Annotated in this window: 19 protein-coding genes; 9 read left to right on the top strand and 10 right to left on the bottom strand. The window is 60.0% G+C overall.

Translation table 11 applies throughout. The features are described 5' to 3' along the window. Positions 1-173: 173 nt before the first annotated feature. From AB1805_07770 to AB1805_07760, 3 genes are all read left to right on the top strand, one after another. The gene (locus AB1805_07770; protein MEW5745315.1) at positions 174-2,375 is read left to right on the top strand and encodes an EAL domain-containing protein; all 2,202 of its coding nucleotides are present in this window, start codon (positions 174-176) and stop codon (positions 2,373-2,375) included. 279 nt (positions 2,376-2,654) lie between these two features. Beyond that, positions 2,655-3,842: a glycosyltransferase gene (locus AB1805_07765; GenBank protein MEW5745314.1), complete on the top strand. Its 1,188-nt coding sequence runs from the start codon at positions 2,655-2,657 to the stop codon at positions 3,840-3,842. 11 nt (positions 3,843-3,853) lie between these two features. Continuing rightward, on the top strand, positions 3,854-5,326 hold the full coding sequence (locus tag AB1805_07760) for a DUF6056 family protein (protein MEW5745313.1): 1,473 nt from the start codon (positions 3,854-3,856) through the stop codon (positions 5,324-5,326). A 307-nt stretch (positions 5,327-5,633) separates the two neighbouring features. Here the strand turns inward: AB1805_07760 and AB1805_07755 are convergent, their stop codons facing one another. Beyond that, positions 5,634-6,149, bottom strand: a complete 516-nt coding sequence (locus AB1805_07755) for a response regulator (protein ID MEW5745312.1) — start codon at positions 6,147-6,149, stop codon at positions 5,634-5,636. A gap of 476 nt (positions 6,150-6,625) precedes the next feature. Here AB1805_07755 and AB1805_07750 point away from each other — a divergent pair, with 476 nt between their 5' ends. The 5 genes from AB1805_07750 to AB1805_07730 all read left to right on the top strand — a co-directional run bounded on the left by AB1805_07750 (position 6,626) and on the right by AB1805_07730 (position 11,090). Then, entirely contained in the window at positions 6,626-7,366 is a 741-nt protein-coding gene (locus AB1805_07750) for a PRC-barrel domain-containing protein (GenBank protein ID MEW5745311.1), read from the top strand. Between the two features lie 84 nt (positions 7,367-7,450). Continuing rightward, positions 7,451-8,209 carry a PRC-barrel domain-containing protein gene (locus AB1805_07745; GenBank protein MEW5745310.1) on the top strand — a complete coding sequence of 253 codons (759 nt, stop codon included), beginning with the start codon at positions 7,451-7,453 and terminating at the stop codon, positions 8,207-8,209. A 64-nt stretch (positions 8,210-8,273) separates the two neighbouring features. Further along, positions 8,274-9,290 (top strand): glyceraldehyde 3-phosphate dehydrogenase NAD-binding domain-containing protein, encoded by a 1,017-nt coding sequence (locus tag AB1805_07740; GenBank protein ID MEW5745309.1) that lies wholly within the window; start codon positions 8,274-8,276, stop codon positions 9,288-9,290. Between the two features lie 310 nt (positions 9,291-9,600). After that, positions 9,601-10,434: a PEP-CTERM sorting domain-containing protein gene (locus AB1805_07735; protein ID MEW5745308.1), complete on the top strand. Its 834-nt coding sequence runs from the start codon at positions 9,601-9,603 to the stop codon at positions 10,432-10,434. A gap of 155 nt (positions 10,435-10,589) precedes the next feature. Continuing rightward, complete coding sequence (locus tag AB1805_07730; protein ID MEW5745307.1) at positions 10,590-11,090, top strand: hypothetical protein; 501 nt, start codon at positions 10,590-10,592, stop codon at positions 11,088-11,090. A gap of 235 nt (positions 11,091-11,325) precedes the next feature. On the opposite strand, the gene fdxB is transcribed toward AB1805_07730, so the two are convergent. The 5 genes from fdxB to nifE form a co-directional block, all read right to left on the bottom strand. Continuing rightward, positions 11,326-11,601: a ferredoxin III, nif-specific gene (gene fdxB / locus AB1805_07725; protein ID MEW5745306.1), complete on the bottom strand. Its 276-nt coding sequence runs from the start codon at positions 11,599-11,601 to the stop codon at positions 11,326-11,328. A 180-nt stretch (positions 11,602-11,781) separates the two neighbouring features. Continuing rightward, positions 11,782-12,198 carry a P-II family nitrogen regulator gene (locus AB1805_07720; protein ID MEW5745305.1) on the bottom strand — a complete coding sequence of 139 codons (417 nt, stop codon included), beginning with the start codon at positions 12,196-12,198 and terminating at the stop codon, positions 11,782-11,784. Next, complete coding sequence (locus tag AB1805_07715; GenBank protein ID MEW5745304.1) at positions 12,195-12,512, bottom strand: P-II family nitrogen regulator; 318 nt, start codon at positions 12,510-12,512, stop codon at positions 12,195-12,197. Before AB1805_07715 ends, AB1805_07720 begins: the two co-directional genes overlap by 4 nt. Before the next feature lie 89 nt (positions 12,513-12,601). Then, positions 12,602-13,000: a nitrogen fixation protein NifX gene (gene nifX, locus AB1805_07710; GenBank protein MEW5745303.1), complete on the bottom strand. Its 399-nt coding sequence runs from the start codon at positions 12,998-13,000 to the stop codon at positions 12,602-12,604. A gap of 170 nt (positions 13,001-13,170) precedes the next feature. Continuing rightward, on the bottom strand, positions 13,171-15,981 hold the full coding sequence (gene nifE, locus AB1805_07705; protein ID MEW5745302.1) for a nitrogenase iron-molybdenum cofactor biosynthesis protein NifE: 2,811 nt from the start codon (positions 15,979-15,981) through the stop codon (positions 13,171-13,173). 219 nt (positions 15,982-16,200) lie between these two features. Here nifE and AB1805_07700 point away from each other — a divergent pair, with 219 nt between their 5' ends. Beyond that, positions 16,201-17,118 carry a branched-chain amino acid transaminase gene (locus tag AB1805_07700; protein ID MEW5745301.1) on the top strand — a complete coding sequence of 306 codons (918 nt, stop codon included), beginning with the start codon at positions 16,201-16,203 and terminating at the stop codon, positions 17,116-17,118. A gap of 68 nt (positions 17,119-17,186) precedes the next feature. Here the strand turns inward: AB1805_07700 and AB1805_07695 are convergent, their stop codons facing one another. The 4 genes from AB1805_07695 to gatA all read right to left on the bottom strand — a co-directional run bounded on the left by AB1805_07695 (position 17,187) and on the right by gatA (position 21,235). Further along, positions 17,187-17,504, bottom strand: a complete 318-nt coding sequence (locus tag AB1805_07695; GenBank protein ID MEW5745300.1) for a c(7)-type cytochrome triheme domain-containing protein — start codon at positions 17,502-17,504, stop codon at positions 17,187-17,189. A 231-nt stretch (positions 17,505-17,735) separates the two neighbouring features. Continuing rightward, complete coding sequence (locus AB1805_07690) at positions 17,736-18,056, bottom strand: c(7)-type cytochrome triheme domain-containing protein (GenBank protein MEW5745299.1); 321 nt, start codon at positions 18,054-18,056, stop codon at positions 17,736-17,738. Positions 18,057-18,287: 231 nt separating this feature from the next. Beyond that, positions 18,288-19,784, bottom strand: coding sequence for an Asp-tRNA(Asn)/Glu-tRNA(Gln) amidotransferase subunit GatB (gene gatB / locus AB1805_07685; GenBank protein ID MEW5745298.1), 1,497 nt, complete (start codon positions 19,782-19,784; stop codon positions 18,288-18,290). Beyond that, a complete protein-coding gene (gene gatA, locus AB1805_07680; GenBank protein MEW5745297.1) occupies positions 19,781-21,235 on the bottom strand; it encodes an Asp-tRNA(Asn)/Glu-tRNA(Gln) amidotransferase subunit GatA in 1,455 nt (484 codons plus the stop codon). Before gatA ends, gatB begins: the two co-directional genes overlap by 4 nt. Positions 21,236-21,268: the final 33 nt, after the last annotated feature.

The raw sequence follows: 21,268 nt of genomic DNA, 5'->3' as shown, positions 1-21,268 counted from the left end.
TTTCGCTTTACTTTTCAGGGAACCGGTGCTAGATTTATAGAAGCAGTTTCCGCTCGTGCAGCTTCAGCAGCAGTCCGTATGTTTGTACTTCATCTCACGCGCCGCAGTGCAGCAAAGGAGCGCCGCTCTTCCGACAGCAGAGAGCCGGGGCATGCCGCACAGAAAAGGAGTGTATGACCAGGCTGCTTCGCGTATTGATCGTGGAAGATTCGGAGGATGATGCCCTGCTGCTCCTGCGGGAGCTGCGGAAGGGCGGCTACGAGCCCCTGCACCGGCAGGTGGAGACCCCTGAAGCGATGAAGGCGGCTCTCGCCGAGCAGCCCTGGGAGCTCGTCATCTCCGACTACAAGATGCCGCGGTTCGACGGCCTTGCGGCGCTGCAGCTCGTGCAGGAGAGCGGCGTCGATACCCCCTTCATCCTCATCTCGGGACAGATCGGCGAAGACCTCGCCGTCGATGCCATGAAGGCCGGGGCCCACGATTATATCACCAAAGGAAAGATGGCACGCCTCGTGCCCGCCATCGAGCGCGAGCTGCGGGAGGCAGAGGTGCGGCGCGCGCGGAAACGGGCGGAAGACGAGCTCGACCGCTACCGCTCCCGTCTCGAGCGCATGGTGGCCGAGCGCACCGCCGAGCTGAGGATCACCAATGCCCGGCTCCAGCAGGAGGTTTACGAGCGCCGCCTGATCGAGAAGGACCTGAGGCGCAGCGAGGAGGACTTCAGGCGCATGTTCGACCAGTCCCCGATAGGCGTATCCGTGGTCGCCATGGACTACCGCATCCTGCGCACCAACCGGGAGTTATGCCGGATCAGCGGCTATTCCTGCGAAGAGATGACCTCGCTTACGCTCGACAGGATCATCCATCCCGACGACCTGCCCGCGACGATCGAGCACTTCCAGCGCCTCGCTGCCGATGAACTGGACCATTTCCAGCTCGACCGCCGTCTCATAAGGAAGAGAGGCAGCACTATCTGGGTACGCCTCTCGGTGCGCATCATCAGGGATACGGACGGCGTCCCCTCATATTTCCTGCCGATGATGGAAGACATCACCGACCGGAAGAGGATGGAGGAGATGATCCGGCACCAGGCCTATCACGACCTCCTGACCGGCCTGCCCAACAGGACGCTCTTCATGGACCACCTCAACCTCGCCCTGCACCAGGCCCAGCGCAACCGGCAGCGGCTCGCGGTGATGTTTCTCGATCTCGACCGCTTCAAAAACATCAACGATTCGATGGGCCACAACGCCGGAGACCGGCTGCTCAAGAAAGTGGCGTCGCGCCTCCGCACCTGCGTGCGCGAGTCCGATACGGTGGCCCGCATCGGCGGCGACGAGTTCACCATCCTGCTGCCGTCCATCGGCCAGTCCGACGACGCTTCGGTGACCGCCCGGAAGATCATCGCCTCTCTCAAAGAGCCGTATATGATCGACCATCATGCGCTCTATGTGACACCGAGCATCGGCATCAGCATGTATCCCGATGACGGGGAATACGCCGATACCCTGCTCAAGAACGCCGATATCGCCATGTACCATGCCAAAGAGCAGGGGAGGGACAACCACCAGTTCTACAACCCGCAGATGAACATCAGGACCATCGAGCGGATGATCCTCGAGAACCGGCTGAGACAGACGCTCGAACGCGGCGAGCTCGTGGTCCACTACCAGCCCCAGATCGCCGTCGGGACACGGCAGATGACCTGCGTCGAGGCGCTCGTGCGCTGGCAGCACCCGGAAAAGGGCCTCCTCGACCCTCTGCAGTTCATCCCCCTCGCTGAAGAGACGGGGTTCATCGTCTCGATCGACGAGTGGGTGCTCAGGACCGCCTGCGCCCAGGCGCGCGCCTGGCAGGACGCGGGCATGACGCCCGGCTGCGTGACGGTGAACCTGTCGGCCCGGCAGTTCCAGCAGCCCGACCTGGCGGAGATGGTATCGGAAGTGCTGCGCGGCTCCGGCCTCCACCCGCGTCATCTCGAGATCGAGATCACCGAGAGCACCGTCATGCAGCAGATCGAGTCCGCCCTCCCCAATCTCATCACCCTCCAGCAGATGGGCGTCGCCTTCTCCATAGACGATTTCGGCACCGGCTATACCTCGCTGAGCTACCTCAAGAAGCTCCCCGTGCGGAAGATAAAGATCGACAAGTCCTTCATCAAGGGGCTCCTCGACGATCCCGACTACAAGGCCATCGTGAGCGCCGTTATCGCCCTCGCCCACAGCCTGAAGCTCCAGGTAGTCGCCGAAGGCGTCGAGACCGAAGACCAGCTCGAATTCCTCGAATCGGCAGGGTGTGACGCGGTGCAGGGATACCTCTTCAGCGAGGCGCTTCCGACCAGCGGCTGCAAGGAGATCATGGAGCTCTTCAGCTAAGCTCCGGCGCAGCAGCACACCCATCGTAACCGGCTGACAGGCCCTCGTTATGCGCTCGGCCCCTTTGCGGGCAGCAGCAGTCGGAATTTCTTATGTCAAGTCGAGAAAGCTTACACTCCCGCTCCGGATCGCCCTCCTCGGTACCCGAATAAATACAACCTCCTTGATATTGCCTCCTCCTGGCATGCAAGTTGCTGCATGGAATTCAGCGGTAAGGGGAAGCAGGCCTGCGGAATATCTCATTTATCTCACGTCTCTTGGGTCGAACGGGGGGACCGTATGCTTTCACAGGAGCTTCTCTTTCACAAAAAGGCAAAGGCGGAAAGGAAGAAAATCGATAACCGCTCCCTGGTCTTCTTCAAGTATGCAGTCGTGGGCAGCATCGGGACAGCGATCGATCTGGGCTCACTTTACGTATTCGTCGCGTTCCTGCATATCCCTATCCTTGCGGCTGCCGCTCTGTCATTCATCCTCGCGGTAATCAACAACTTCACCCTGAACAAATATTGGACGTTCCAGAACAAAAGCAGCAATATCAGGAAGCAGTTCATAAAATTCCTGATCGTTTCGACGTTCGGACTCCTGCTGACCGAAATGCTCATGGCGCTCCTGGTCTACGCCCTGCATATATGGTACATGGCGGCAAAGCTCGTGACATCGGGAGCGGTCCTGACGTGGAACTTCCTGGCCAACAGGTACTGGACCTTCAAGGACCGGATATTCTACTCCCCGGGTTGCAGCGCCTGCGATTATGACGTGAGCATAATCGTCCCGGCCTATAACGAGCAGAAAAGAATCGAAAAGACCCTCGAAGCCGTTAACGGCTACTTCTCGGGGATACCGGTGACCAGGGAGATAATCGTGGTGGACGACGGCAGCAGCGATGCTACGGTGAGTGTAGTCGAAGGACTCAAAAGGAAAATAGATAACCTGAGTGTCGTTACCTACCGGCCGAACCGGGGGAAGGGATACGCCGTTAAAAGAGGCATTGAGGCCTGCCGGGGCGAATACATCCTCTTCACCGACGCCGACAACTCGACTCCTATAGAGGAGTTCGGGAAGTTCTATCCGCTGCTGAAAGAAAACAAGGTAGTAATAGGCTCACGCTATATTACGGGAAGCGACATCGTCGTCAAACAGCCCCGGCTGAGAGTCCTCGTCGGCCGCCTGGGGAATGCGCTGATCCGCTTCTTCCTCCTGGACGGCGTCAAGGATACGCAGTGCGGCTTCAAGGCATTCCAGTACGAGGCTGCGCGAGCGATATTCAGCCGCATGAAGATAGACCGGTTCGGGTTCGATATCGAGCTCCTCGCCATAGCCCGCCTCCTCGACTTTTCGGTCAAGGAGATACCGGTGAGCTGGTACAACTCCCCGGAAAGCAGGGTCAGGCCTGTCAAGGACGCGCTCAGGACCTTCAGAGAGCTGCTCTACATAAAAATGAACCTCTGGGGCGGAAGGTATACGTGAGGAGAGCAGGGTTGATCCGAGGCCGGCAGCAGGGGACAGGATACCTCCTGCTCGCCTCTCTTCTGCTGCCGCTGGCTGCTCACGCCTATATAGGGTCGTTCAGCCGCTTCCTGGCGGACGACTACTGCTCTGCGGGCATGGCCAGGCTGGAAGGGGTGCTCGGAGGAGCGGCCTATTGGTATATGCATTGGACAGGCAGGTTTTCCGCAAACCTCCTCGATGCGCTGGCGGGATATATCGGCCCGGGCATAACGCCGTATGCTCCTGCAGCCGCGCTCATGGCCTGGCTGGCCGTCTTGAGCTTCCCCCTTTACCAATGCTCTCCCGTGTCCGAAAAGGGGCAGGAGAGATACCTCTCCCTCCTCATGGCTGCCGCCATACTGTTCACCACGCTCGAAATCACCCCGAATGCAGCCCAGTCGCTCTACTGGGGCCAGGGGATGCGCTCGGTGGTCCCGCCGCTCATTCTCGCATCCGCCTATGCCGGGCTGGTCCTCTACTATCAACAGCGTCTGCAGTCATCCGGCAGTTCGTCTGTCCTGCTGATGGTGAGCGGAGCGGTGACCTTCGTTGCCGGCGGATTCGGAGAGACCTATGCAGTCCTGCAGACAAGCGCCTTGCTGGTCCTATTGATGGTTGTTATGGCCGATGCAGGACATTCCAGGAGGAACCTGCTTGTTTTCGTTGCAGCCGGCCTTCTGGGCTCGGCCCTTGCCATGGTCACCATCGTTGCTGCTCCGGGCAACAAATTCCGGCAGGCCCTCTATCCTCCTCCCCCGGGCATAGAGGAGCTGCTGAGGGTCGCGATGAGAAGTATGCTCGATTTTATTAAGACTATCGTCGCTTCCAAAAGGCATTTATCGAGTCTCCTCGGTCTCGTAGCGCTCTCGGCGATGATGGGTCATGGCGCTTTCCGGGCAGGCAATCCGGCCGCCCCATCCGGGAGAAAGGATCCGGGCCTCTTGGCACTGCCGCCCATCGCACTCGTGCTGCTGCTCTCCTGCTTTGTCCCCGCAGCCTACGGCATGTCGGGTGCGCCGCCAAAGCGGACGCTCATCATCCCGTGTTTTGTGCTGACATGCGCTTTAACCGCTTGGGGGTACCTGGCCGGACAGGCGCTCTATCGAACAGGATATAGGCTTCCGGAAAAGAAACGTCTTCCATGGAGACCGGCGATAGCGGCGATTGTCTTCATCACGCTCCTCAACACCTCCTGGGCTGCCTGCAGGATAGTACGCTTACAGCCCGCAGCGAGCAGATTCGCCGCCGACTGGGACAGGACGGATGCATTGATCCGGTCTGCAAAAACAGAGGGACTCGGCTCTATAACCATTGCACCCTTGCGGAACTGGGCCGGGCTCGGCCCCCTCGGCGTCTCCGATCCCCGAAACGACTGGGTCAACAAGTGCGCCGGCGACTACTATGGTCTGACCATACTGCCCTATCGAACGGAAGAACAGCAGCCATTGCCGGCGAGTTATTGAGAGCGGTTCAGAAAAATCCATAACCATAACGATGAATAAGCGCTCAATAGCCAGTATCGAACTGTTGCGTGTCGTGTCTGGGACAAGAGAATCAGATCGGGGGGATGCCCGGGAGCACTGCTCAAAAGTTACGGCAGCCGGCTCCTCTCTATTTTACTATTCTGGTCGGCTGTCTATCTCCTCCTCCCGACCGACATCACCGCCTTCAACAAGCATGGACTCTATTTTAGAAGAGGCTGTATCTTTACCAGGAATACGTGTTCGAGGAAGTGGAAGAAAAAGAGGCTGCGTAGTAAAATGTAGAGGCTTAACCGGAAAGCCGCTGTAAACGCAATTTCTGACTATCGCATTTTTTCGCCATCAGGATTCCTCTTGTGATATGGGGAGACATATCCAAGCAATCCTCTGCATCTTGATTCTTGAAAGGCAGCGAGAGATGCCGGTGCATCTGCGCGTGAGAGCTCACATCTGCCAGCCCCTTTATTCGTTCGGCTACATCATGGAGTGCGTAGTGTTTCTTGAGGTAATCGCGTGTACCTACCCTGAACTTTTCCTCTGCTCCCTGTGCGGCGGTAATTACAATAGGAATCGAGGGGTACTTCTCTTTTATATGCCTGAGCACTTCCATGCTGTCCCCGTCAGGGAGTGCAAGGTCGAGTATAACGATAGCGATCTCTTCTGCGAGCAGGCCGATGCCCTTCCGGGCGCTTGTTGCAGCGAGGATAGAGTAAACGCTGCCGAGTTCCTCGATGAGCATATCCCGTGCGCTTTTACAGGCATCGATGATCAGAATGCGCTTTGCTTTTTTATTGATGCTTTCCATGTACTTTTCTTATGAACATACGAAAATATGAACATACGAAAAGAGGAGGGATGAATAAAAGGAACGTTGCCGTGTCCGGGAATTGCACAATCACCTTTTCCCAAAGCCCCCCTCTTCACCACCAAGGTAATTGTAAATAGTGCCTTTAAGACCGTACTCCTTTATACCACACCTGCCCCTTGCCTGTCACCGGAACTTTACCCATTGTTCAGTTGCACTCCTCCTACTTCATTACCCTCTCCGTTCCATGTTGCATTTCTCCCTGTTTGAGTTACTATTGTAGACAAGAGGGGCGTTACCGCTGCCGTCTTCTCATCTTGCTCGCTGCATCATGCCGGAAGGCCTGTCGAGAGATCCCCGAGCGATACACCGCTTCGCCGCTGCCGCTGATAGATACCATCCCGGATACCGTTCCCCGGCGCCTGCCGCTCCGTCTCACGAGGGAGCACCACTATTCGACCGCAAGGAGGCATGCCATGACAGCACCCATAGCGACCATCGACGAAAAGAGAAGAGGGGCCTTGAAGAGCCTTACGGGACTGTACGGTTTTAAAATCGTCACCAGAGACAGTTATATCGGGAGAGCGACGGAGTTTTTTTTCGATGACCGGTCGTGGCATATACGGTATCTCGTCGTCGATACCGGCGGATGGCTCCCGGACAGAAAGGTGCTCATCGTCCCCGACGCCTTCGGGGAGCTGGACAACGAGTGGCAGGTAGTCCCTGTTGCGCTCACCCGGGAGCAGGTCGAGAAGAGCCCCGGCATCGCCGCCGACGAGCCCGTTTCTCCCCGCCACGAAATTGCAGTGGACCGCTACTACAGCCGGTGGCTCCATCACGCCGCCGATGCGCCGTCTCCCGGTGAGCTGCAGTGGCAGGAAGGGTCTGATAAGAGCCCTCACCTGAGGAGCTCGCGGGAGATCATCGGGTACACTCTTCATGCCGCGGGAGAGAATGTCGGGCATATCGCGGATATGCTCTTCGATGACCAGAGCTGGGTTATCCGGTATATCGTCGCTGCACTGGAGGACCGTCTTTCAGGCAAAAAGGAGGTGCTGGTCGCCCCTGAATGGATAACAGCCATCGACGCTGTGAGGGCGACGATACAGGTCGACCTCCACACGAAGGTGCTGAGGGACAGTCCTGCCTATGATCCGACAAGAGAGGTGAGCCGTGATGACGAGGCGCGGCTCTATACCCATTACGGGAAGAGCTGAGCGCTCCACTCATGCGCTTTCGCGGCTCAGGCGCATGTCAGAACCCTCTCCCCGCGGGGAGAGCAGCATCGAGGAGGCCCCCTTATGACCCTACCGAAAACAGCAGGACCGGAACAGAAGCAGGGAGCAGTGCGGAGCGTCAGGGATCTGTACGGATATGCCGTACGTGCAGAGGACGGCGATGTCGGCAATGTGGAAGACCTCCTCTTCGACGACCTCTCGTGGAAGGTCCGCTACCTCGTGGTCGACCTGGGTCGCCGGATTTCCGGGAAAAAGATCCTCATTGCACCGGGAGCCTTCGGCACGCCGGATTGGGAGCATGAGGTATTTCCGGTATCTCTCACCAGGCAGCAGGCAGAGCAGGGCCCGGGCATTGATGCAGACCGGCCGGTCTCCCGCCAGGGCGTCCGGGCCTTCCCGGACTATTCGGGCAGGGAGCCCGCCTGGAGCACGCTCGTGTATGGGAAGGCCGGCACTGCGAGGCCGGAGGGAGAGAGAAAAGACGATCTGCACCTGCGGAGCACCAAAGAGGTCTCCGGCTATACCCTGCTGGCGACCGACGGAGAGGCGGGGCAGGTGGAGGATTTTCTCGTGAGTGACGATGAATGGACCATCCGCTATCTCGTCATCGACACCGGGGAGTGGCTGCAAGGGAGGCGCGTCCTTATCGCAGCGCAATGGGTGACCGGCTTCGCGCTTACGCAGCAGGCGCTCAGGGTCGATCTCACGAGAGAGAGCATCAAGAACAGTCCCCAGTATGATCCCGCGATTCAGGTGAGCCGCGGGTACGAGGAGCAGCTTTACGACTACTACAACAGGCCGAAGTACTGGCTTTATCTGTGATCACCGCGGTCCCTGCCCCCGTGCAGGCGGAGCGGTGCTTCACGGCTGATCAAGGAGGTACTCGATGGCAAAGGTCGCGATCAATGGCTTAGGGAGGATCGGGAGGGCGACGTTCAAGATCATTCTGGATACGCCGGACCTCGAGCTCGTGGCGGTGAACGATCTCATCCCGATCCCGAACCTCGTCTACCTGCTGAAGTACGACACGGTCTACGGACGTTATGGAAAGTCCGTAGAGGCGACCGGGAACGGCATCCGGGTTGACGGGAAAGAGTACAGGATATTCAGCGAAAAGGATCCCGAAAAGCTCCCCTGGGGAGAGCTGGGCATCGATATCGTCTTCGAGTGCACCGGCCGCTTCACCGACCGGGCGGGCATGGAGAAGCATCTCAAGGCCGGCGCCGGGCGCGTCTTCCTTTCCACGACATCGAAGAGCGGGGATGTCGTTACCGTCGTCCACGGCGTCAATGCAGCCGGACCGGATGAGCGGCTCGTCTCCCTGGCGAGCTGTACGACCAACTGCATCACCCCGGTCGTCGAGGTGATAGGAAGGAGGATCGGCATAAAAAAGGCCATTATGACGACAATCCATGCCTATACATCATCGCAGGCGATCGTGGACGGTCCGAGCAAGAAGTTCCGGCGCGGCAGAGCGGGCGCGGCAAACCTGGTCCCCACCTCGACCGGCGCGGCCACGGCGACGACGCGCGTGCTCACCCAGTATCAGGGAAAATTCAACGGTGAAGCGGTGCGCGCGCCGGTGCCCGTGGGGTCGATCGCCGATATCGTCCTGATCACGGACCGGCCCACGACGGTGGAGGAGCTGCAGGGGATATTCAGGGAGGAGTCGGCGAGCGAGCGGTACCAGGGCATTCTCGGGGCTGCAGAGGACCAGACCGTCTCTTCGGACATTATCATGGATTCCCGGGCCTCGGTGGTGGACCTCGAGATGATACAGGTCGTCGACGGCGACCTCGTGAAGGTCATGAGCTGGTACGACAACGAGTGGGGCTACTCGAGCCAGATGGTGAGGGAGGCTGCGCGCCTCGCAAAAGAGTCGCATGAGCCCGCGGCAGTGTAAGGCAGCAGGAGAGGATGTGTAAGAAAAGACGACGTCAAGTAAAGCGACACCTGTAAAGGCCTTCGTTCCTCTGCTGCCGGAAGACTTGACAGCGCCGCCTTTTTTATCGGGCATCTATTCAGGATAGCCCGTCAAATCAGGGAGCTGTCATTGGCACAGGCCTTGCAACCCTGTTTGCATATACATTCCAAGTACTTACATGCCCTTGCCCCTCCCCCTCTCGTTGCAACGCCCTGCTCCTGCGGTCCGCCTCTCATCGGCTGAAGAGGGCATGGAAGTACCACTCCATCAAAGAAAGGAGGTGAAGCCTATGAAGAAAGCAGGAATACTGGCATGTGCGGCGGTCCTCGCCGGGCTTCTGTCGCTGACGACCGTAACCGGCGCAGGCGCCGCACCGCTGCTCCGCTTCTCGCCCGGCGGCAATGGCGATTTCTCGGTATCCACCGACCTGATGACGCATCTCACCGACACCGCTCTCCTGCGCGACAGCGGGGCAGGAGAGACGGACTTCGTCTACCAGGCGCGCATAGGAGATATGCTGCGGAACGGCGCTCCGGTAGCCCCCGACGCGCTGAACGACGACTTCGAGATCACCGTCACCACACGCCTCAACGACCTCTCCACGTCCCGGTCGTCTTTTGTCGACAGCCTCGGCAGAACGCACCAGACGACCAGCCTCGCAGGGGCGCCCAACCAGTCGCTCGTCATGACCATGTTCTTCGACCCGACTCCCGACGCGAACCCGAACACCGTCTCCGGATACAATGACGGCCAGACGATCCTCACCGCGCATCTGCAGGACCTCGAAGCGAGCTTCGATTCCATTCTCACCGGGCAGAACGCAGGAACCGGCACCGGCTCCTTTGACATATTGTTCCTGGTGGACAGCGCCAACCCGAACTTCATCGATACCGCTACCGGCGATATCGTCGGGCTCCGGACCACGGGGACAATGAATGCGCCGAGCTTCTTTACGCCCGGCGCCATGTGGGACGGCACGCCGACCGCCGGAGGCACGATGCTCAAGGTCGATGCGTCACAATCCTATGTAGTACCCGAGCCATCGACCCTGCTCCTGTTCGGCGCGGGGCTGCTCGCTCTTGCCGGAGCGGCACGCTTCAGGAAGAAAGGCGGTACGCCCTAGATCCGGAATCGAACCAACAACGATGTGCGCAGCAACGTAAAGCCGGGGAGGCGCCCACCACAGCGCCTCCCCTTTTCGGTGCAGCAGGGTAAAGAGTTGCAGTTCCCCCTACGATAATTAAACCGTCACGCATATCGCGCAACAGGGGGGGACTTATGCGCCTGTCGTTCCCGTCGGACCCGGCTGCGGCGTGCAGCCGGCTCTTCCGCAGCCTCGTAACTTCCGTGCTCTTTTCTGTAGTGCTGGCAGGCGCCACCGAAGCGCTCTTCGCCCATCCGGGAAGAGCAGACCGCCACGGCGGACACCGGTGCTGGCGCTCCTGTGGTGATTGGGGCCTCGAGCCCGAAGAGTATCATCTGCATGACGACCGGGGCAACCCGGTCCGACTCGGCACCCGCAAAAGACCGGATATCCGCCTTCCACAGGCCGGGTCTGCTCCGCAGACTCCCGAAGCACCCGCGCCGCCCGAGGAGCCCCGCAGAGAGGAGCCGGCACCACCCACTCCACCTGCCGCTCCCGAGCCCGTTGCAGCGCCTGCTCCCCACAGCTCCTGCGATCTCGCCTCCCAGCCGCTCCCCCTACTCCTGGCGCTTCTCGCCCTTTTGTTTTCATGGCTGCTCCTGCTGCGATCCCGCGGAAAGAGGAGGAGACGGTGAACGGCACCCTCACCTGCACAACTCAAACGTGTATCATACATACCAACTGGGGAGTGGGGAGGACAGAGTGCTGGAACGGCTTGATCAGCCCAAGCGAAACCAGGGATGGTGAAGCGGGTCGGTACGACTCGATTCCGAGCTGATCAAGCCTCGGAGGTCGTATCGACCGAGAATGAAGTGGAAGCACTCTGTCCTCCCCACTCCCACCTCCCGTTCCACACATGAATCATCCATACTAAAGCGTTATATGCAGGTGGCACCTTTTGGTGCAGGCTCTGGAGCAGGCCTCGCAGCCGATGCAGTTCCCGGCGTTGGCGACGCTCATCACCTTATTGCCCATGTCATCCCCGAACTCGTCCTCACCCTCGAAGGGCTTCTCGATCAGCTCCAGCACCTCCCTGCTGCAGACCTTGTAACACCTGCCGCAGCCGATACACTTCTCCGCATCGATCGACTCGATGAATTTCGGTATCCACTCCCTGCCGCCTCTGGTATATCCCACGACCGCCATCGCATCTCCTTTCATGGACAAGCCATCAGCAATCAGCTCTCAGCTTTCAGCAATCAGCTCTCAGTATACGGACAGTGAAGGGAAGCGTAACGAACGGCTCCCTTTGAGCGCTGACAACCGGCAGGTAATAATCCATTGCTGATGACTGAAAGCTGACGGCTGAGAGCTGTTTTCATAACCTCAGATGATCGCCTCGCCATCCGCCTCCCCGGTCCTCACCCTGACAGCGCCCGCAACCGGAGAGACGAATATCTTGCCGTCGCCGTGCTTGCCGGTCCGGTTCACCGCGACGATCCCCTTCACCACTTTGCTGACCACCTCATCGGGGACGACGAGCGTGATCATCCGCTTCGGCACGAAGAGCGCCACCTTCGGCAGGGTGTGTTCGACGGCGTAGGCCGAGGGCGTCGGCTTCAGCTTTGCCCCTGTGCAGTAACTGTCGGGCATTTCCGAATCCATCTCGGCGCACAGGGCGCCCTTCTGCTTTCCCCTCCCGTCGACGCTCTGGATCGTGAGCGAGGGATAGCCGAGCTCATCGAGAGCCTGCTTTGTCTCGGGGAGCTTATCCCTGCGTATGATAGCGGTAATCTCTTTCATAGCCCCGCCTCCCCGGTCCTGACGGTGTAGGCCGATTCGACGGGACTGATGAAGATCTTGCCGTCGCCGATGAAGCCGGTCCTCGCCTTGTCCTGGATCATCTTCACCACCTTGTCCGTGTCGTCATCGTCAACTACCATCATGATGAGCATCTTGGGGAGCTCGTCGTAATGCACCGGTCCTACCTGCAATCCCTTCTGTTTGCCGCGCCCGAAGACAGGCATCTTCGTCAGCGAGGGGAATCCCGCGCCCTCGAGCGCCAGCACCACTTCCTGTTCCTTTTCCGGCCGTATGAACGCCCTGATCATCTTCATGGTCCTTCCTCCTTTTGGTGTAATGCCAGGGGGCATCGATCATGAGTGGAACCGCCACTCCCCGACGTCCGCTTCCCGCTGGCTCACGACTATTGTTGTTGAGTAATGGCTTTCTTCAACCACGGCGGCGGAGCGGTCGTCACCGTATGGAGCAGCTTCCGGAGCGACTCCTCGATCGAGACCGCTTCCTTCACCTTTACGGGCATAACGCCCTTCTTCACCAAGCGCGCTGCAGAGGGGCCGCCTATCTCGGTCAGGTAGATGATCCTGCAGTCCGCAAGCCGGTCGACCTTGCCCTGCACCCGGTCGTCGTGCAGCCTGCCCATTCCCTTTGCCTCTTCTATCGCCGCATCCCTGCCCTCGGCGAACTTCCGCATCTCGAGAAAGCGATACCCCTGGAGATCCATCTCGTAAACGGCGAACATGCCCGCCCGCCCGAAATGCTCATCAACCGTAACACCGTCCGTTGTCGCGAAAGCAACCTTCATCGCGCACCTCCTTCGTATTCAAGTCAGAAGTGAGAACTGAGAAGCAAGAACTGACAAGTGAGAAGTGGGAACCGAGAAGTAGGAAGTGAAGACAGGAGCCGGAATAAAAAAACTCCCCTAAGCTCTCCCTTCTTCTTACTTCTTACTTCTTACTTCTTACTTCTTACTTCTTACTTGTCTGTCGCCGTCATCGCATTTGCCACTTCGTATATCATCAGCAGCGTTCCCCGGTAGCCGACGGTCGTGCGGGCCGTAGCACCGAGGACCTTATAAACCGGAAAGCCGAGCTGGTAGAGAGGTGCCCGCAGCCGCTGTGCAGTACGCTCACCGTGGGAGCTCGCGATGAGAAGATCGATGCCGCCCTCCACTGTGGAGAAATCTCCGATAACGACCTGTCCTGCCGGTATCGTCGAGAGCGAAGGCGACCCGGAGGGCACGACCACCTGTGCAGGGGACGCCCCCATCCCGGTGAGCCAGCAGGAGGTCTGGAGAGCGAGGTCGGGCTCCAGGGCAAGCGCTATCCGCTTGCTTCCGAAACAGGAGTGGGCGTCGCGCATGCCATCGACCAGGATGCGCCGCTCACGCTCGTACCGCTCTGCCGGAGTCCTCCCGCTTATGGCAGAGAGCGTCTCCATAAGCTTATCCGTATCGGCCAGTCCGGCAATGCTGCCGAACACCCGGTAGTCCATGCCGCAGCGCTCCTTCAGCAGCGCTGCCGCCCTCTCGAGGCTTCGTCCCAGGGCGATAGTAAACAGCGCCGAGCTCATCCGGTCACGGATCGTGCCGACCGCCGTTCCCCCCAGGGCGAGCGCCGACATCCCCTGCCTGCTCCCGTCGAGCGCGGAGAGGTCGGGAAGCATGAGCGGCTCCAGGCCGAAGGACCGGACGATCTCCTTGATCTCGGTGAAGTCCGCCGGGGTGAGGTGGGAGCCCGCAATGACGTTGATATACGGGCCCCCGGGTCCGGGAGCACCGCTCAGGGGAGAGGGAGGGGCCGCTGTCTTCACCACGCCTGCGATCATCGCCTCGACGGCCCGGGCGTAGCCTGCCTCGAGCCCTCCCTCGTAGTCGGGCGTCGGTACATGCACGATGGCCGCTTCAGGGCGCCGATGACAGAGCTGCTTTACCGTGCCTGCCGCATCATCACCCTTCACCTCCGAAAGACCGGAGGTCAGTATGCCTATCAGCTCGGGCTTGTCCTTTTCGAGAAACCCCTCGGTTACGGTCGCCAGGCTCTCTTCGCTGCCCATCACCACCTGCTCGGTAAAGAGCTTGGTGGTCGCCAGGGCAACAGGCTCCCTGAAATGTTTGGTGAGGAGCACTTTGCCCAGGAAGGTGCAGCCCTGTGCGCCATGGATGAGGGGCAGCGCCCGGTCGATTCCCTGAAAGGCGATCGCCGCACCGAGCGCAGGCGAGTGCTTCAGGGGATCGATGATGAGATCGGCCTTGTGGTGAACGATTCCGGGAGCCGCGGCACGGTCCGCACCCGGCGCTTCGCAGGATGCATGCTCCGTCCGGTTGGCGCGCTCCCCTGCACATCCCAGAGTACGGTAAAAACTCATGCTGTTGCTGATCTGTTCGGCGAAGCGGAGGAGCCCTTCGTAGCCGGCGTAGGCGGTATGCCGCTCCTGGTTCACATCGACGAAAGGATAGCCCTCTTTGACCGCGAGATACTGGTTCCGTCCTCCGGCGATGAGCATGTCGGCCCGCTGCTCCTTGAGCAGCTTCAGGAGATTCTTGGGCGTCACCTCCTCGACGAGAGGGGCATCCTCTCCCAGCAGCTCCTTCATCTTCTCCTCGTCCTCGACGGTGCTCTTTTTCGTGCCGACCGCAACGATCTCTATGCCGAGATCGAGGAGCGCCGAAATGAAAGACCAGCTCTTGACCCCGCCGGTGTAGAGCACCGCCCGCTTGCCGCGCAGATGGCGGCAGGCCTCGAGCCGCTGTGCCAGACGTTCCTCCTCCTCCCTGATGACCGCCTCGACCCGTTCGGAGACGCCCGGGCCGCCGTCCTGGCGGCTGGCGGCCGATGGCTGCCTTTCGGCGTCCAGCCGCTCCAGGCGCGCGGCTATCGCGCGGAGCGCCTTGCTCATCTCGGTCTTTCCGAAGAAGGAGACCTCGAGGTAGGGAATACCGTAGCGCCGCTCCATCTCCTTTGCAATATTGATGAGCGCCCTGCTGCAGACCACGACATTGAGCGCTGCATGGTGGGCATAGGTCAGCTCCTCGAACGAGGCGTTGCCGGTCATGCGCGAAAGCACCGGGATGCCGGCCCTCTTCAGCGCCGGCTCCACGAGCCAGAGGTCGCCGGCGATATTGTATTCGCCGACGAGATTGATGCTTCTATCACCATAGCCGGCGGCATCGCCGGGCGGTTTGCCGGTCCCGATCACCCGGTCGAGCAGCACCTCGCCGGCTATACGGTTGCCGAGGTTCTTCGGCCCCACGAAACCCGGGGCATTGACCGGGATGACCCTGATGCCGAGCGCCGCCTCGGCTTTTTTGCAGACCGCCTCGATATCCTCTCCGATCAGGCCGCTCACGCAGGTGGCGTGCACGAAGATGGCCCGGGGCTTTACCTGCTCATGGGCGGCGGCAATGGCACGGGAAAGTTTTTCTTCCGCGCCGTAGACGATATCGAGCTCCTGCAGGTCCGTGGTAAACCCCCGGTGGTGGAGATCCCCCTGCGCGGAGAGCGATCCCCTTCCCTCCCAGGAATTGCCGCAGCAGGCGCTCGGGCCATGCACGAGGTGCACCGCGTCGGCGATGGGCTGGAGGACGATCATGGCGCCGTCGAAGGCGCAGGATTCTCCCCCCCTCGTCCTGCAGACCTTCTCCCGTTTCTCCCGCTCGCATCCCTGCGCCATGAGCTCGTCGATTATCGTCGCCATCGTTACGCCACCCCTTTGCTGCCGCTTTCCCGCCGGCATACCGCCGCCGGAGTCTCTCGTGCCGCCCTTGCCGTCTGCACGCTTCGTCATGGTTCCTGCCAATCGAGAGGAGCAAAAGGGATGCCAGCGTGAAAAGGGAGCCTTATCAAGGCATCCCTCGCGCACTGCTCCCCGGATAATCACATTTGCGTAGCCATTATTACATTTTTGTACCATAGCAGCGCTGCGGTGGCGCCGCACCCCGGTCTTACCAGTTTTGCCAGTTTTTGATTGACACGGCCGGGACACTGCTGCTATAAATAAAAGACTATGATTCCGAAAACCGAAAAAATCTGGATGGACGGTGAACTGGTCGATTGGGACAAGGCGACTGTCCATGTCATGACCCATACCCTCCACTACGGGCTCGGGGCCTTCGAAGGGATACGCTGCTACAGCACGCCGAAGGGACCGGCGGTCTTCAGGCTCGACGAGCACGTGAAACGCCTCTTCCAGTCCGCGCAGATCTTTCTCCTCACGCTCCCCTTCACCGAGGAGGAGATCAGGCAGGCGATCATCGATACGGTCACGGTCAATAAATTGAAGGAGTGCTACATACGGCCGCTCGTCTACATCGGCTACGGCGCCATGGGACTCTATCCGAAAGGGAACCCGATCAGGGTGGCGATCTCGGCGTGGCCCTGGGGCGCCTATCTCGGCGAGGACGGCCTCGAGAACGGCATCCGCGTCAAGGTCGCGTCATTCATACGCAATCATGTCAATTCCAACATGTCGCGCGGCAAGATCTGCGGCTACTACGTCAACTCCCAGATCGCTAAGAAAGAGGCGATCTCGTGCGGCTGCGACGAGGCGCTGCTCCTCGATACCGAAGGGTACGTCTCGGAGGGAAGCGGCGAGAATGTCTTTATCGTCCGCAACGGCGTCCTCAAGACCACGCCCCTCACCTCGATCCTCGAGGGGATCACGCGTGACAGCGTCATCACCATTGCCGGGGATGCCGGGATAGAGACCCGGGAGGAGCGCTTTACCAGGGACGAGGTCTATATTGCGGATGAAGCCTTCTTCACCGGGACGGCTGCCGAGGTCACCCCGATCAGGGAGCTCGACGGCAGGATCATCGGGGCCGGGAGGGCGGGCGCAGTCACCAAGAAGCTGCAGGGCCTCTTCTTCGATGCGGTAAAGGGAAAGAACAAAAAGTACGAGCGCTGGCTGACGTATATCAAATAGCCGACTTTCTTAAGACGATAAAAAAGAGCGGCGCTGCAGCGCCGCTCTTTTTTATCGTCATCACCCGCTTATTTCTTGTGGCACTTGCTGCAATCCTTCGCGTCGGTCATGCCGAACGCCTTGGTGCCGTTGTGGCATACGCCGCAGGCGATATCCTTGCCGTGGTCTTCCCTGGTCATCTTGAAGGAGCCCTTCTTCATCGGGAAGACCTTGGTGTGGCAATCGTTGCACTTCAGGCCTGCATCGGCATGGGTCTTGCCGCTGAAGACGACCTTGCCCTGGGGCCCGCCCGGATACTCGACCGTCTTCCCCGGAGCGACCGCCATGACGGTCCCTGCACAAGCGACGGCGATAACGACGGCGACGAGCAGCGTAAAGCGTTTCATGTACTCACCTCCTTTTTAGGATCTTTGTACCTATATAAGAACAACTATAGTGGACGCAAAGGTGCGTGTCAACTGCTTTTCATTTCGGGGAGAAATAAGGGGCGGCGCCGGGGAGAGAGAACAGTGAGAGGAGAAACCGCTGCTGAAAAGGCCGGCGCGGATCGCTGCACGTATGGAAAGACAAAAAAGGCGGCCGGATCGGCCGCCTGATAAGGGTATCCTTGCTCTCTCTTATTTTTTATGACACTTCGCACAGCTGGCCGCGTCGGTCATGCCGAACGTCTTGGTGCCGTTGTGGCACGTGCCGCATGCCATGTCTTTGCCGTGATCGTCCTTCGTCATCTTGAAGGAGCCCTTTTTCATCGGGAAGACCTTGGTGTGGCAGTCATTACATTTCATGCCCTTTTCAGCGCCGTGGACTTTTCCGTCAAAGACGACTTTACCCATCGCGCCGCCTGCATACTCAACGGTCTTGCCCGGAGCAACTGCCATTGCGCTGCCGACGAATACCACGGCAACGAGTACGGTTAAAAGTGCTGCAACTATCCTCATGTGTTCACCCCCTTTCCTGCGTGAGATATAAAAAGCAAAGAATGTACCAGCAACGAAATAACTGATATATCGCTCGATCCGTTCTCCTCAACCGGTCTCATGTCTTACCTTTTGAGGAAGCATTTCTCGTTATAAGGAACAGAGGCGCCGCAGCAAAGAGGACGGCTGCCCGAAAGTCTCCTACTATAAACCAAACCCCGCCCGATATTCAACAGAAATCGTGCCGCAGTCTCACCATGCCGCCAGCTTTTTCCTGAGCAGGTCGTTCAGCATCTGGGGGTTCGCCTTCCCTTTCATCGCCTTCATCACCTGGCCAACGAAAAAGCCGATGAGCTTCTCTTCACCCGCCTTGTACCGCCCGACCTCGGCCGTATGCTTTGCGAGGATATCGTCGATCGCCCTCTCGATGGCGCTCTCGTCGCTGATCTGGACGAGCCCCTGCTCCTTCACCACCGCCTCGGCATCCTTGCCGCTCCGGTACATCGCTTCGAAGACGGTCTTGGCGATCTTGCCGCTGATGGTGCCGTTATCGATGAGCCGGAGCATGCCGGCGAGCCTGTCGGGGGTGAGCGGGCTCTCCTCGATCGGATGGTTCTCTTCATTGAGCAGCCGCATCAGCTCCCCCATCATCCAGTTCGAGACCGCCTTGGGCTGGCCGCCCGCAGCGACCGCGGCCTCGTACCATTCGGCAACCGGGCGTTCCGCCGTGAGGAGGTCCGCATCGTACTCGGGCAGCCCGTACGCGGAGACAAACCGCTCCCGTTTCGCATCGGGCAGCTCGGGAAGCGTTGCCTCGATCCGGTCGATCCACTCCTGGTCCACCACGATCGGCACGAGATCGGGCTCGGGGAAATAGCGGTAGTCATGCGCCTCCTCCTTGGAGCGCATCGATTGAGTGATGCCCGCCGCAGGGTCCCAGAGCCGCGTCTCCTGCACGACCCTGCCTCCCTCCTCGACCAGCTTCACCTGCCGCCGTATCTCGTACTCTATCGCCTTTTCGACGAACCTGAAGGAGTTGATATTCTTGAGCTCGGTCCTGGTGCCGAACTCCTTCTGCCCCACGGGGCGGATCGAGACATTGGCGTCGCAGCGGAGCGAGCCCTGCTCCATATTGCCGTCGCAGACGCCCAGGTAGCGGAGGATGGCGCGCAGCTTCTTCATGTACTCCGCCGCCTCCCTCGGGCTCCTGATATCCGGCTCGGAGACGATCTCCATGAGGGGCACGCCCGCGCGGTTCAGGTCGACGAAGCTGTAGGGGCCGCCGCCCTCATGGATATTCTTTCCCGCGTCCTCTTCCATGTGGATACGGGTGATGCCGACGCGCTTCACCGCGCCGTCCACCACGATCTCTACCGAACCGTGCTCGCAGATGGGCAGCTCGTACTGGCTGACCTGGTATCCCTTCGGCAGGTCGGGATAGAAATAATTCTTCCTGGCGAACCTGCTGCAGCGGGCGACGGTGCAGTTCATGGCGAGGCCGGTCTTGACGGCATACTCGACCGCCTTCCTGTTGAGCACCGGGAGGACGCCGGGCAGCCCGATGTCGACCGGGCAGGTCTGGGTATTGGGCTCGGCGCCGAACTTCGTCGGGCAGCCGCAGAAGATCTTCGTCTCGGTCAGCATCTGGGCATGCACCTCGAGACCGATGACCGCCTCGTACTTCCCGTTGCCCCACACCGGCGGCGCCGCAGCGGGGGAGCTCTGCGTGTTGTTTATATCATTGCTCATAGTGCCGGTCTCCTTAGATGCCACTCGGTGCTCTGCTCGTAGGCATAGGCTACGGTGAAGAGCGCCGCCTCGTCGAAATGTTTTCCGATCACCTGGAGCCCGACCGGCAGGCCGCTTCCCGTAAACCCGCAAGGGAGCGAGAGTGCCGGAATCCCCGCGAGGTTGACGGAGATGGTGAAGATATCCGAAAGGTACATCTGGAGCGGGTCGGCCGTCTTTTCGCCGATCCTGAAGGCGGCGCTGGGCGTCGTGGGCGTGACGATGACGTCCGCTGTCGTAAAGGCCTTGTCGAAGTCCTGCTTGATCAGCGTGCGCGCCTGCTGTCCTTTTTTATAGTAGGCGTCGTAGTACCCTGCAGAGAGGGCGTAGGTGCCGAGCATGATCCTCCTCTTCACCTCGGCGCCGAAGCCCTGCGCCCTGGTGTTCATGTACATCTCGAGGAGATCCTTCCCCGCTGCCCTGAACCCGTATTTGACGCCGTCGTAACGGGCGAGGTTCGACGACGCCTCCGACGTGGCGAGGATGTAATAGGTGGCGACGGCGTACTCGGTATGGGGGAGCGAGACCTCGACGGCCTCCGCGCCCAGGGATTCGAGCTTCTTTATGGCGGCGCGGACCGCATCTTCCACGTCCCTGTCCATCCCCTCGATGAAATACTCCTTCGGGATGCCGATGCGCATTCCGCGGATATCTCTCCCCAGCGCTGCGGCAAAGTCGGGCACTTCGAGAGGAGCGGAGGTCGAGTCCTTCGGGTCGTGCCCGGCGATCACGTTCATCAGCAGCGCGGCATCGGTGACATTTTTCGTGATAGGCCCGATCTGGTCGAGGGACGACGCATAGGCGACGAGCCCGTACCGCGAGACACGGCCGTAGGTCGGCTTCAATCCTACGACACCGCAGAGCGCAGCAGGCTGGCGGATGGAACCGCCCGTGTCGGAACCGAGCGCGGCGATGCACTCATCGGCTGCCACGGCTGCCGCCGAGCCGCCGCTGCTGCCGCCGGGAACGCGCCCCAGGTCCCAGGGATTCCGCGTCGTGTGCGACCCCGAGTTCTCGGTCGACGAGCCCATGGCGAACTCATCCATGTTCGTTTTTCCCGCGAGGAGATAGCCCTGATCGAGCATGCGCTGCGTGACCGTGCTTTCGTAGGGCGGTATGAAATTCGGGAGGATCTTCGAGGCGCAGGTGGTGAGGATCCCTTTCGTGCACAGGTTGTCCTTCACCGCAACAGGGATGCCGGTGAGCAGCGAGGCCCTGTTCTCGACGATCGCCTGCTGCGCAGCCTCCGCCATGGCCCAGGCCGCCTCCTTCGTCAGGGTGATATACGCTTTAACCTTATCTTCGACCGCATCGATCCTCGTGTACGTATCATCGAGGATCTCCCGCGGAGTGATCTCCCGGTTGTCGAGGAGACGCCGCAGATCGGCAATGGTCAGTTCATTGAGCTTCAAGTAACGCCTCCGAAATTAACAGATAACGAGCAG

The sequence above is a fragment of the Nitrospirota bacterium genome (genome assembly GCA_040752355.1).
Classification (GTDB): domain Bacteria; phylum Nitrospirota; class Thermodesulfovibrionia; order Thermodesulfovibrionales; family Dissulfurispiraceae; genus JBFMCP01.
The sequence above is the reverse complement of the archived record's forward strand: the minus strand, read 5'-3'. Positions and strand labels throughout refer to the sequence as shown.

What these genes read in the sequence shown, in the direction of transcription:
- AB1805_07770 (MEW5745315.1), top strand. Translation starts at nt 174, where the DNA reads ATGACCAGGCTGCTTCGCGTATTGATCGTGGAAGATTCGGAGGATGAT.
- AB1805_07765 (MEW5745314.1), top strand. Translation starts at nt 2,655, where the DNA reads ATGCTTTCACAGGAGCTTCTCTTTCACAAAAAGGCAAAGGCGGAAAGG.
- AB1805_07755 (MEW5745312.1), bottom strand. Translation starts at nt 6,149, where the DNA reads ATGGAAAGCATCAATAAAAAAGCAAAGCGCATTCTGATCATCGATGCC.
- AB1805_07750 (MEW5745311.1), top strand. Translation starts at nt 6,626, where the DNA reads ATGACAGCACCCATAGCGACCATCGACGAAAAGAGAAGAGGGGCCTTG.
- AB1805_07745 (MEW5745310.1), top strand. Translation starts at nt 7,451, where the DNA reads ATGACCCTACCGAAAACAGCAGGACCGGAACAGAAGCAGGGAGCAGTG.
- AB1805_07740 (MEW5745309.1), top strand. Translation starts at nt 8,274, where the DNA reads ATGGCAAAGGTCGCGATCAATGGCTTAGGGAGGATCGGGAGGGCGACG.
- AB1805_07735 (MEW5745308.1), top strand. Translation starts at nt 9,601, where the DNA reads ATGAAGAAAGCAGGAATACTGGCATGTGCGGCGGTCCTCGCCGGGCTT.
- AB1805_07730 (MEW5745307.1), top strand. Translation starts at nt 10,590, where the DNA reads ATGCGCCTGTCGTTCCCGTCGGACCCGGCTGCGGCGTGCAGCCGGCTC.
- fdxB (MEW5745306.1), bottom strand. Translation starts at nt 11,601, where the DNA reads ATGGCGGTCGTGGGATATACCAGAGGCGGCAGGGAGTGGATACCGAAA.
- AB1805_07720 (MEW5745305.1), bottom strand. Translation starts at nt 12,198, where the DNA reads ATGAAAGAGATTACCGCTATCATACGCAGGGATAAGCTCCCCGAGACA.
- AB1805_07715 (MEW5745304.1), bottom strand. Translation starts at nt 12,512, where the DNA reads ATGAAGATGATCAGGGCGTTCATACGGCCGGAAAAGGAACAGGAAGTG.
- nifX (MEW5745303.1), bottom strand. Translation starts at nt 13,000, where the DNA reads ATGAAGGTTGCTTTCGCGACAACGGACGGTGTTACGGTTGATGAGCAT.
- nifE (MEW5745302.1), bottom strand. Translation starts at nt 15,981, where the DNA reads ATGACGAAGCGTGCAGACGGCAAGGGCGGCACGAGAGACTCCGGCGGC.
- AB1805_07700 (MEW5745301.1), top strand. Translation starts at nt 16,201, where the DNA reads ATGATTCCGAAAACCGAAAAAATCTGGATGGACGGTGAACTGGTCGAT.
- AB1805_07695 (MEW5745300.1), bottom strand. Translation starts at nt 17,504, where the DNA reads ATGAAACGCTTTACGCTGCTCGTCGCCGTCGTTATCGCCGTCGCTTGT.
- AB1805_07690 (MEW5745299.1), bottom strand. Translation starts at nt 18,056, where the DNA reads ATGAGGATAGTTGCAGCACTTTTAACCGTACTCGTTGCCGTGGTATTC.
- gatB (MEW5745298.1), bottom strand. Translation starts at nt 19,784, where the DNA reads ATGAGCAATGATATAAACAACACGCAGAGCTCCCCCGCTGCGGCGCCG.